Annotated in this window: 10 protein-coding genes and 1 pseudogene; 8 read left to right on the forward strand and 3 right to left on the reverse strand. The window is 40.6% G+C overall.

Features of this window, described 5'->3' with window-relative positions:
* Positions 1 to 14 precede the first annotated feature (14 nt).
* A complete protein-coding gene (locus E0H81_RS08560; RefSeq protein WP_131318186.1) occupies positions 15 to 2,381 on the reverse strand; it encodes a Tex family protein in 2,367 nt (788 codons plus the stop codon).
* 336 nt (positions 2,382 to 2,717) lie between these two features.
* Between E0H81_RS08560 and ompR the strand changes: the two genes are divergently transcribed.
* The 3 genes from ompR (at position 2,718) to E0H81_RS08575 (ending at position 6,938) form a co-directional block, all read left to right on the forward strand.
* On the forward strand, positions 2,718 to 3,482 hold the full coding sequence (gene ompR, locus E0H81_RS08565; RefSeq protein WP_067726874.1) for an osmolarity response regulator transcription factor OmpR: 765 nt from the start codon (positions 2,718 to 2,720) through the stop codon (positions 3,480 to 3,482).
* A 272-nt stretch (positions 3,483 to 3,754) separates the two neighbouring features.
* Positions 3,755 to 5,215: an ATP-binding protein gene (locus E0H81_RS08570; protein ID WP_131318188.1), complete on the forward strand. Its 1,461-nt coding sequence runs from the start codon at positions 3,755 to 3,757 to the stop codon at positions 5,213 to 5,215.
* A 205-nt stretch (positions 5,216 to 5,420) separates the two neighbouring features.
* Positions 5,421 to 6,938 carry a succinyl-CoA:acetate CoA-transferase ScpC gene (locus E0H81_RS08575; RefSeq protein WP_131318190.1) on the forward strand — a complete coding sequence of 506 codons (1,518 nt, stop codon included), beginning with the start codon at positions 5,421 to 5,423 and terminating at the stop codon, positions 6,936 to 6,938.
* 142 nt (positions 6,939 to 7,080) lie between these two features.
* Here E0H81_RS08575 and E0H81_RS08580 read toward each other — a convergent pair whose 3' ends face one another.
* Positions 7,081 to 7,830, reverse strand: coding sequence for a hypothetical protein (locus tag E0H81_RS08580; RefSeq protein WP_131318192.1), 750 nt, complete (start codon positions 7,828 to 7,830; stop codon positions 7,081 to 7,083).
* 180 nt (positions 7,831 to 8,010) lie between these two features.
* Here E0H81_RS08580 and E0H81_RS08585 point away from each other — a divergent pair, with 180 nt between their 5' ends.
* A complete protein-coding gene (locus tag E0H81_RS08585; protein WP_131318194.1) occupies positions 8,011 to 8,709 on the forward strand; it encodes a DsbA family oxidoreductase in 699 nt (232 codons plus the stop codon).
* Positions 8,710 to 8,801: 92 nt separating this feature from the next.
* On the opposite strand, the gene E0H81_RS08590 is transcribed toward E0H81_RS08585, so the two are convergent.
* Positions 8,802 to 9,002 carry a dodecin family protein gene (locus E0H81_RS08590; RefSeq protein ID WP_131268460.1) on the reverse strand — a complete coding sequence of 67 codons (201 nt, stop codon included), beginning with the start codon at positions 9,000 to 9,002 and terminating at the stop codon, positions 8,802 to 8,804.
* 243 nt (positions 9,003 to 9,245) lie between these two features.
* On the opposite strand from E0H81_RS08590, the gene E0H81_RS08595 reads away from it, so the two are divergent.
* The 4 genes and pseudogenes from E0H81_RS08595 to E0H81_RS08610 form a co-directional block, all read left to right on the forward strand.
* Positions 9,246 to 9,485, forward strand: a complete 240-nt coding sequence (locus tag E0H81_RS08595; RefSeq protein ID WP_131318196.1) for a glycine zipper domain-containing protein — start codon at positions 9,246 to 9,248, stop codon at positions 9,483 to 9,485.
* A gap of 232 nt (positions 9,486 to 9,717) precedes the next feature.
* Positions 9,718 to 9,903, forward strand: coding sequence for a hypothetical protein (locus E0H81_RS08600; RefSeq protein ID WP_131318198.1), 186 nt, complete (start codon positions 9,718 to 9,720; stop codon positions 9,901 to 9,903).
* A gap of 346 nt (positions 9,904 to 10,249) precedes the next feature.
* A complete protein-coding gene (locus E0H81_RS08605) occupies positions 10,250 to 10,429 on the forward strand; it encodes a hypothetical protein (RefSeq protein WP_131268466.1) in 180 nt (59 codons plus the stop codon).
* Positions 10,430 to 10,439: 10 nt separating this feature from the next.
* A pseudogene (locus E0H81_RS08610) lies at positions 10,440 to 10,990 on the forward strand (hypothetical protein); the annotation flags it as partial.

Genomic DNA, 10,990 nt, shown 5'->3' on the forward strand with positions numbered 1-10,990 from the left:
AAGAACTCTAAAAATTATTTAGAACCTTTAATTCCGGCTTGTAATAACAATGCACCCAAACCACCAATTTTTTGCTCTTGTGGTTTAGCAGCTTGAGGTTTTTTATGACCTTGTGGACGATCACCCTGAGGACGTGTATTTTGCGGACGCTTCGCTTGCGGCTTACGTTCAGCACGTTGTTCAGTTTGAGCATTTTGCTCACGGCGTGGCTGACGTGGCGCTTTAGCCGGTGCTTCTGAACCTTCAGGACGCATAGACAAGTTGACACGGTTACGTTCAGCATCCACTTGCAATACGCGTACTTGAACAATTTGACCCGGTTTCACCACTTTATGCGGATCCGATACAAATTCATTGGCAAGTTCAGAAATATGCACTAAACCGTCTTGGTGTACACCAACATCAACAAATGCACCGAAGTTGGTCACATTGGTGATCACGCCTTCAAGCTGCAAACCTTCAGTCAATTGCGATACTTCGGTAATGTCTTCACGGAATTTTGCAGTACGGAATTCTGGACGTGGGTCACGACCTGGTTTTTCAAGTTCGCTCAGTACGTCTTGAATGGTAGGCAGACCGAATTTGTCATCTGCAAATGCTTCAGCATCGACTTGGCGAATGATTTCAGAATTACCAATAATATCTTTTACAGTGGTTGCTTTTGCTTCAACAATCTTGCTCACCAAAGCATAAGATTCAGGGTGAACCGCAGATGCATCCAGTGGCTCAGAACCATCTTGAATACGCAAGAAACCCGCTGCCTGTTCAAAGGTACGCTCACCTAAACGAGGTACATTCTTCAAGGCCTGACGGTTGTCAAAACGGCCATTTTCTTTACGGTATTCATAAATTTGTTGTGCAATGGATTTATTCAAACCTGCGATATACGACAGGATTGCAGGAGATGCGGTATTTACATCCACACCAACCGAGTTCACACAGTCTTCAACTACAGCTTCAAGGGTTTTCGCTAAACCTGTTTGGTTCACGTCATGTTGATATTGACCTACACCAATCGATTTAGGATCAATCTTCACAAGTTCAGCCAATGGATCTTGTAAACGACGGGCAATTGAAACTGCACCACGAATAGAAACGTCGAGCTCTGGCAATTCTTGTGAGGCCAATTCAGACGCTGAATAAACCGATGCACCCGCTTCGGATACTGAAACGCGCGTTAAGTTCAAGTCTGCGTTTGCAGCCATCATTTCAGCCACAACCGCTTCAGTTTCACGGCTAGCAGTACCATTACCAATCGCGATTAAATCGACATTGAATTCACGGCAAAGACGTGTAAGTTCAGCAATTGAACCTTCTTTGTCTTCTTTTGGCGCAAATGGGTAAATGGTGCTATGGGCAACCACATCACCAGAAGCATTGACTACAGCCAGTTTCACGCCGGTACGGATACCAGGATCAACACCTAAAGTGGTACGCGCGCCTGCAGGAGCAGAAAGCAATAAATGACGCAAGTTTTCAGCAAAGACTTCCATCGCCTCGCTTTCAGCAGCCAAACGTTTTTCAGTCAGTAGTGAATGTTCGATTTGTGGACGAACCTTACCTAACCAGAACAGTTTAGCGGTCTGTTTCAAGTAATCTGCACGCGCTTGTGGTTGAACCGAATCAAGATTGTATTCAGTTTCAATACGCGCCAATAGTGCATCATATTCACCATCAACCTTTAAGCCCAATACGTTTTCTTGACGACCGCGTAACATTGCCAGTAAGCGGTGTGAAGCTACTTTATTGAAGTTTTCAGAGAAATCGAAGTAATCGCGGAATTTCTTGCCGACTTCTTTTTTATCTTCACTTGCAACTGCACTTTTTAAAACCGCGGTTTTGGCAAAGGTCGCTTTTAATTCGGTGGTTAAAGCAATGTTTTGCGCCCAGTCATCAATCAGAATGTGCTGGATCGCATCCAGCTGACTTTCCACATCGGGATAATCTTCATGGCTAAAACCGGCTAAAGCTTCGGTTGGATCAATGGCTTCAGCAAAGATTTTTGCCGCGATTGGACCCAAACCTGCCTCTTTGGCTTTAAACGACTTGCTGGTACGTTTTGGACGGTACGGCGCGTAAAGTTCTTCTAAAGCATTCTTGGTTTCAGCAGCGTTGACGCGGTTCAGTAAATCATCTGACAATTTATTTTGTTCTTTCAGAGATTCAATTACTTTTTCACGGCGCTCAAATAAATCGCGTAAATACGATAAACGCGTGTCGAGTTGACGCAACTGCGTATCGTCTAAGCCCTGAGTTACCTCTTTACGGTAACGTGCAATAAATGGAACGCTTGCACCTTCATCAATCAGCTTGATGGCAGCTTCTACTTGATTTGGACGTACGGCAATTTCTTTTGCTAACTGCTGAACTAAGTCAGTCATCGTGTTTGATCCCACAAGGATAAGTACTAAATGGCATGATTATAAAGACCAAGACCATAAAATCCACAATTGTTTTTATTAAATTTATAAGTGGTCAATATTGCCAATTCATGGCATTTTCATAATTCCCTACAAAATTAAGTGATAAGTCGTTTTTTAAAGGACATATTGGGCGGGATTCACCCTAATTTAGATGTATACATTTGGTATCTATGTCTTGATTTTACCTGCTATATTTGTTGCTTTAGAGCATAGTAAACAGATGCAAATGAATCGTATACTCAAGGCTATCCGAACTTTTGTTTACGATGACAATAAAGAATAAAGGAGCACATCATGAGTTTAGTTGTACCTGCTGAAAAAACAGATCCAGTACAGAACGAAACTGATCGCGTCGAACGCATTCTCGTTGTAGATGATGATGTGCGTTTACGTACGTTATTACAGCGCTTTCTAGAAGATAAAGGCTTCGTGGTTAAAACTGCACACGACGCAACACAAATGGATCGTTTATTACAGCGCGAACTTTTCTCCCTGATCGTGCTCGATTTCATGTTACCTGTGGAAGATGGCTTAAGCATTTGCCGTCGTTTACGCCAGTCCAATATCGATACACCCATTATCATGCTGACTGCACGTGGCAGCGATTCTGACCGCATTGCAGGGCTTGAAGCCGGCGCTGATGATTATTTGCCTAAACCATTTAATCCAAATGAGCTGTTAGCGCGTATTCGTGCAGTACTGCGTCGTCAAGTACGCGAAGTTCCGGGTGCACCGAGTCAGCACATGGAAGTGGTCAGCTTTGGCCCATGGTCACTGGATTTGTCTACCCGTACGCTGACGCGCGAAGGTCAAGTGGTGACATTGACTACAGGTGAGTTTGCCGTACTTAAAGCGCTGGTACAACATCCGCGTGAACCGTTGACGCGTGACAAGTTAATGAATCTGGCGCGTGGTCGTGAATGGGGTGCAATGGAACGTTCGATTGACGTTCAGGTGTCTCGCTTACGTCGTCTGGTTGAAGAAAACCCTGCCCGCGCACGTTATATCCAGACGGTTTGGGGCGTCGGTTATGTCTTTGTTCCAGATGGTGCGGAATAATGACTACAATGTTTGAATACAAAGCTATTTATTACTCAAACTGAGATTAGATACGCATTCATGCCATTCACAACCTGCCTTCACTCGATAAATATTGTTTCTGCGATGCTCTGAGTAAACAGATAACAGTGAACAGGTTTTGTGAATGGCAAAACTTTATGGTTACTTTTTAAAAGTAACACAACAAGCTCCTTCCATCGAAGGTACAGGCAGTAAAATTCTACCGCGAATATTATTACTGCTCAATTTAAAAATACCTACAGGAAGCTGGTGTGAAACTCGAACCCATCGACCCACAGAAATTTACTGATTTTGAGGCTTACTCAGAAAAGAAGCGTACCCGTTCGGAACGCTTTTTTGACAAGATCAAGCCGCGTTCTGCTGCAATGCGTACTACAGTGCTCGTGTTATTCATTGTATTTTTCAGTTTATTTATGTCGTTGTGGTTCTTTTGGCGCACCCTGTATCTTCCAGAAATTCAACAACACGCCCGCTATTTAGCGGTTGAACTCGAAATTCTCAACAATCCAGATTTACGTATTTTTCATAACGATGCTGAAGTGGATGTCGATACCTGGTTAAAAAACCGGGTTGGAATTGAATACATTACCGATCCGAAAGAATATCCGAGTGTTCGTGACAAAGTCATTGCCGAATTTTTTACCAATCAAATTGAAAAAAAGTTAGCCAAAGAACTGAAAGTTAAACAAGTCACGGTCTATTTCCAGTTTAAACCCAGCCCGCGTATTTGGATTCAGACCCCGGAAATGAACGGACATTGGGTGCGCGAACCGTTAAAAACCTATGCCAACTATAGTCCTGAACTGGTGTTTGGCTGGTTGCTGGGTGTGCCCCTTATTGCAGCTGCCATCATTTTGACCTTGGTTCGCCAGTTAAATCGCCCCTTGCGCCGCCTGCAATATGCGGCAAATAATTATAGTAAAAAGGGTTCTGCGCCTTATCTGGAAACCAATCATGGTCCCCAAGAAATTCGTGAAGTCAACCAGGCCTTTAATCATATGATTTATACCCTCGATCAGACTGAGCGTGACCGCCGTATTATGCTGGCCGGAATCTCCCATGACTTGAGGACGCCACTGACCCGAATTCGCTTAAGCGCCGAAATGATGCCGGATGAAGACTTTCTGAAAGAAGGCTTGATTTATGATGTCGAAGATATGGACGCGATTCTTGATCAGTTCATCTCCTACATGCGAGATGGCTCAGATGAGGAACTTCAAGACACTGACATTAATATGCTATTACAAGAACTAGTCATTCAGTTTAAACCTTTAGATATCCGTTTTACCGTCCAGGATGTTCCGGTCATTCAGGCACGTAGCCAGTCTTTAAAACGCATGATTGGCAATTTAATTAACAACTCGAGACGTTATGGTGCTGAACCGATTGAATTGTCAGCAAAAGTGGAAGATGAACATATTTTTATCCGTGTTGCAGACCATGGTGAAGGCATTCCTGAAGATCAAATTGAAGACCTGATGCAACCTTTTGTACGAGGTAATGAAGCGCGTACGGTACAAGGCAGCGGTTTGGGTTTAGCCATTGTGAAGCGTATTGTCGACATGCATCAAGGGCAACTTAGCATTCACAATTGTCCTGAGGGTGGTTTGGAAGCAGTAATTTGTTTACCTATACTTCACGATGAAATTGAGGAAGATGTACCCCACAGTGCCTTGGGAAAAATTAAGCAAACTTTCACCGGACACTTTTAGCCATTGATTAATTAACAAACAAACAGTTTTGTTTAACTATTAAGCTCTTGGTTTTTACATTAGTTAAATCAATCAATTAAAAACCATCAAAAATCGTTATACCCACATTTTTTCAAAAAATTAGACCTTAGCCTAACAGGCATGCACAATTCCTTTTTAGGGCGGTACAATCCGTCTAGTTTTGAACAAGAATTGAGCGTAAACCATGTCTTTAGATCGTATTCGTTTAGCGTCACTTCATGACAAAGTCATGAGCGCAGAACAAGCTGCTACTTTTATCCAAGATGGTATGACTGTAGGTATGAGTGGATTTACTCGTGCAGGTGAGGCAAAAGCTGTTCCTTTAGCACTTGTAAAACAAGCTCACAGTAATCCTTTGAAAATTACTTTAATTACTGGCGCCAGTCTGGGTAACGACTTAGATAAACAATTAACTGAAGCTGGTGTTCTTGCTCGCCGTTTACCTTTCCAAGTAGATAGTACTTTACGTAAAGCCATCAACAAAGGCGAAGTGATGTTCATCGATCAGCATTTGTCTGAAACCGTTGAACAAATGCGTAACCTTCAGCTTAAAAAACCGGATATTGCAATCATTGAAGCAGTTGCGATTACTGAAGATGGCGGCATTATTCCGACGACATCTGTAGGTAACTCTGCAAGCTTTGCCATTTTTGCTGAAAAAGTAATTATCGAAATTAACACCAATTTAAGCCCTGCTTTTGAAGGCTTACATGATATTTATATCCCGACTTATCGTCCAACACGCCAAGCAATTCCATTGACTCAAGTGGATGGACGTATTGGTACGCATGCGATCAATATCGATCCATCTAAAATTGTAGGGATCGTATTTAACAACGATTACCACGATTCTCCATCAACTGTGACCCTTCCAGATGATGAAACTCAAGGGATCGCCAACCATTTGATCAATTTCTTTGAACAAGAAGTTGCTGAAGGTCGTTTACCGAAAGATTTAGGCCCATTACAAGCAGGGATTGGTTCGATTGCCAATGCAGTATTGACCGGTCTTAAAGATTCAAATTTTGAAGATCTTGTGATGTATTCAGAAGTCCTTCAAGACTGTACTTTCGAATTGATTGATGCCGGTAAAATGAAATTTGCATCAGGTTCATCAATTACGCTTTCTGCTAAATATGGCGAAAAAGTATTTAACAATCTAGAAGCGTACAAAGACAAATTGGTACTTCGTCCACAAGAAATTTCAAACCACCCTGAATTGGTTCGTCGTTTAGGTATTATCGGCATCAACACTGCACTCGAGTTTGATATTTACGGTAACGTAAACTCAACTCACGTTTGTGGTACTAAAATGATGAACGGTATTGGTGGTTCAGGTGACTTCGCCCGTAATGCGCACTTGGCGATCTTTGTGACCAAATCAATTGCAAAAGGTGGTGACATCTCTTCAATCGTGCCTATGGCATCACATATCGACCATACTGAGCATGATGTTGATATTCTTGTGACTGAACAAGGTCTTGCAGACTTACGCGGTTTAGCGCCACGTGAACGTGCTCGTGCCATTATCGACAACTGTGCTCACCCAATGTACCGCGATGCATTGAATGATTACTTTGACCGTTCATGTGCAAAAGGTGGCCATACGCCTCACCTTCTTCGTGAAGCGCTTTCATGGCATTCTAATTTTGAAGAAACTGGTCATATGTTAGCAGCTCAAGTAGAAGCTAAAATTGCTTAATCACCAAGATTAAATGACATTAAAAAAGCGTACTACGGTACGCTTTTTTAATTTTAAGAAAATGATTCTAAGCAGATCATTTCTTTTACATAAAAAGATTAAATTGAATCATGATCTGTTCAGGATCATGCCAATTCAAATGCTATAACTTCTGCTCCACCGCCTTGCGATTTTGCTTTTTAATTTTTTCCATTTCTGCATTTAACTGCAACACTTCCTGATACAGGGCATTAAATTGTTTCAACGGCTGATCTTCATAAAACATAAAAGTTTTGTTCTTTTTCTGCCATTTATTATTTTTCAGAATTTCAAACAGAGCATCGGCTTTAGTTAATATTTGCAATTCCAAGGCAAATAAAGCGTGGGTTTTATCATTATCACGACTTTCGCGCAGGCTATCTATTAATTGATGCCGCAGATTAGATCTGATTGATAAATGTTTGGCTCTTGCCAAGGTGTCTTCTTCACGTTGCTGGGTTTGCTCTTGGTACTGCGCAGCCAGAAGATGGACCTGTTTCAGCATCTGTTCCGTTTCTACATACTTCTGTGCACGGTCTTTGTCTAAGCGGTCAATATTTAAAAACTCATCCCAATGGATTGCTTTAAGCTGGCGTAAATACTCATTCCTGGCTTCAGCATTTTGAATCATCTGACTGAGGACAAAATCTGCCATCACTTTATAATCGCCCTGTAAACGCTTATCTGCCACATTGACATCAATCGGTTCAGACCAGTCTTGGGCTTGCTCATAAATGAGTTCAGCTTTTTCATACAATACAGTTTGGTAATTATGGAGTTGGCCCAGATCATTTTGCTGTACTGAATACTGATAAAACATCCAGCCAAATACGGCACATGTCGCCAATCCTAAAATGAGAAAAATCCTTGGCACGTGAAACTCCATTCTACTGACTTTTGAATAGCATAACCCGATTCATAAGCCTTCTGGTTATTTATTCAGCTCAAACTTATCAAGTTTTTCTAGCGCCATTCAGCTTTAATTCAATTTTCATGCTTTAAATTTTGCTCCGCACCCCCATCAATATAGGCAATAAAAGATTAGAGATTTCTCATGCGCGTAGATATTTGGTCAGATGTGGTGTGCCCTTTTTGTTATATTGGCAAAAAACGTCTTGAAGCTGCTGCTGAACAGGCAGGTTTAGAACTTGAAGTTCATTGGCATAGCTATGAACTTGATCCAGAAGCGCCCATCCGTCAGGAAGTTTCAAACTCTGAACGTCTCGCGCAAAAATACGGCCGTACAGTTGCAGACGTTGAAGAGATGCAACGTAATATTGCCGCTATGGCTGCTGAAGAAGGCATCCAGTTCAATTGGGAAAATGCCAACTCGGGTAATACCTTCAATGCACATCGCATTATTCACCTGGCTCAAAGTAAGGGCTTGGGTTCAGAAGCCAAAGAAGCCTTTTTCTATAGTTACATGACCCAAGGTTTACCCATTGGCGAACGTGAAACAATTGAAGATGTTGCTGCACGCATTGGCTTAAATCCAGTAGAAGTGGAAGATGTTTTAAATTCAGAAGAATATGCAGATTTTGTTAAATTCGATGAAGATGTGGCGCGAGATCAATTGAAAGTGACCGGTGTACCGTTCTTTGTCTTTGATCAACGCATTGCATTAGCCGGTGCACAACCGCGCGAAGTGTTTTTGCAAGTCTTTGAAAAAGCCTTAGAAGCACCTCAAGCGAAAGTGGAAACTGAAGATGCAGCGATCTGTAAAGATAATAGCTGCGATGTTCCCGAGAAATAATCTATTTTCTTTTTAATGGTATAGATTTACTACAACTGCTGGTAAAAAAAATCCCCAAATCAGGGGATTTTTTTATTTTATCATTCATCAATCTAGTCGACTAAAAAACTAATTTTCAAATTCACGCGATACTCAGTAATTTTATTGTCCTTAATCACTACTTTTTGCTCGTTGATCCATGCACCTTGCACATTTTTTATTGTTTCGGTTACTTTCTCAATCCCTGTTTGAATTGCATCTTCAAAGCTTTTATTACTGCTGGAATTCACTTCAACAATTTTTGCGATAGCCATTTTTTAAACCTCGAGTTTTATTCTTGTGAGTCCTGATCATAGGATATTTTCTAAACAAAACTTTGGGTTTTAACATTACACCGCAAAAACTTACACGTAAGAAACAATACCAATATCAGCAATTTGCTTCTTACAAAACACAACTTATATATACAAGGCTTTGACACAAGCAGACGCACAATTCGCTAGGCTGATATACGGAACAATTAAGTTCTCAATCATGCAACTTTATAAGAGGTAAATATGAATACTGATACTCAAAATTCTAGTGCTGATTCAACTGTCGACTCTACCCCTAACCAGCGCTCAAGCACGAAATCACCTTTTTCTCCAACCGTAACAGGTGCATTGGTCGGTGCAGTTGCAGGTAGTATACTTCCTGTCTTTGGTACCGTGAGTGGCGCTATTATTGGCGGCATTTCTGGTAAGGTTTACGAGAAAAGATGTCAAAGCAATTGCCAGAATAAAGGCCATAAAAATTAATATTTTCTTATATTTTCAAACCCTTTAAGACAGGTTGTTCAAACACAATCTGTCTTAGAGTAAAAACTCTAAACACATGATTTATATAATAATTTAAACTCACCGTTCATCTTTTTTCATCCTTTAGCCCTTCCTTAATTTGATTATTTTTTGATATCATTTATGTGAAATTTATTTTATTTCTCTCCCTTGCCCTGTTTCACGGGCATCCTTTCACCTAAAGGAAATGATGATGAACCGTATTCAATCTGTTTTGGCTATCGCTATTGTGGCTTTTTCTGCAAATGTATCTGCTCAAATTGTTTTTATTCCAGATTTTCCTGCTAAAAAAGCAGCTGAAACCGTAAATACCGATCAAAAAGTTGTGACTTCGGAAGCGGTCCTTCAAGATAAAACTGCTACTGAAAAAGCAGCTTAAAAAGTTATCTTATTCCATTAAAAAACAGACTGGTCTAATTCAGTCTGTTTTTTTGTGATGAAAAAATCATCTTATTTACTCCCCTCCTATTTAGGATCGACAGCAGATTTTAACGATAAATTAATTTATTTATTTTCAATGTGATGAAAAATCAAACGATAAATTACGATCTGTTTTTCCAAATCCCGCTGAAAAAATTTGAATATTTTTTATCTAAAATCTACATTTTTTGCTGTTTATGTCTATAAATGCTCAAAACATGACAATATTTCTTCATGCTTTTTCTTTTTAAATCCATATAATCAAAGCATTAAATTAATAATTCATTCTATGAAACCATTTTCTTATGCAAGAACTTCAAGCGCTGATTCAAGGTAAAATTCCTCCACAAACCATCCATATTGATCGTTTGATTGTGCTCGCTGAACGCCACCCGAAACCCACGTCTGCAGAATATAAATTACTTGAACTTGCTATTAATATTGTATTGGCAAGTTATCTAGAAAAAGCACAAAAACATCTCTAGAGGTCAGTTCATGAATGCCTTAGAAAAAGCGCTACTGATTAAAGAATTACATCAACTGCTGGATGGTTTGGAACATCGCTCTTTGTCTTTTTTTGAAACTGCAAAATCAAAATCACGTTTAACCGAAATTTTTCGCTTATGTGATGAACCGATTTTTAAAAAACAAATTTTGAAATTTAAGTCTCAAACTCAACCAGAGCAAGCCGCAACAGATTTTGCGGATTACACCCTGTTTAAACTTTCTTATCGGGGTCTTTTCCGGCAGCAAGGTACTTTACAACAGGCGCTATACCAAAATACTGAATCAGGTTGGGCTATTCTGTATCATCCTGCACAAGGCTGGCAAATCTGGCTAATTCCAGCGCCAAACCGTAGCGCATTGATCAGCCAATGGGGAAATCTGGATGACATTTATCAGTGGATGCTAGAACAGCAGCAACGTTATAACTGCCTAAAAACTGATGATGAATTAAGACAGAAACCTGTTCTTTTAGAAAAGCCACTTGTGCCTACTTTAACCGAGACCGAGATCGAGACCGAGACCGAGACCGAGACCGAGAC

It is taken from the genome of Acinetobacter terrestris (assembly GCF_004331155.1).
GTDB classification, from domain to species: domain Bacteria; phylum Pseudomonadota; class Gammaproteobacteria; order Pseudomonadales; family Moraxellaceae; genus Acinetobacter; species Acinetobacter terrestris.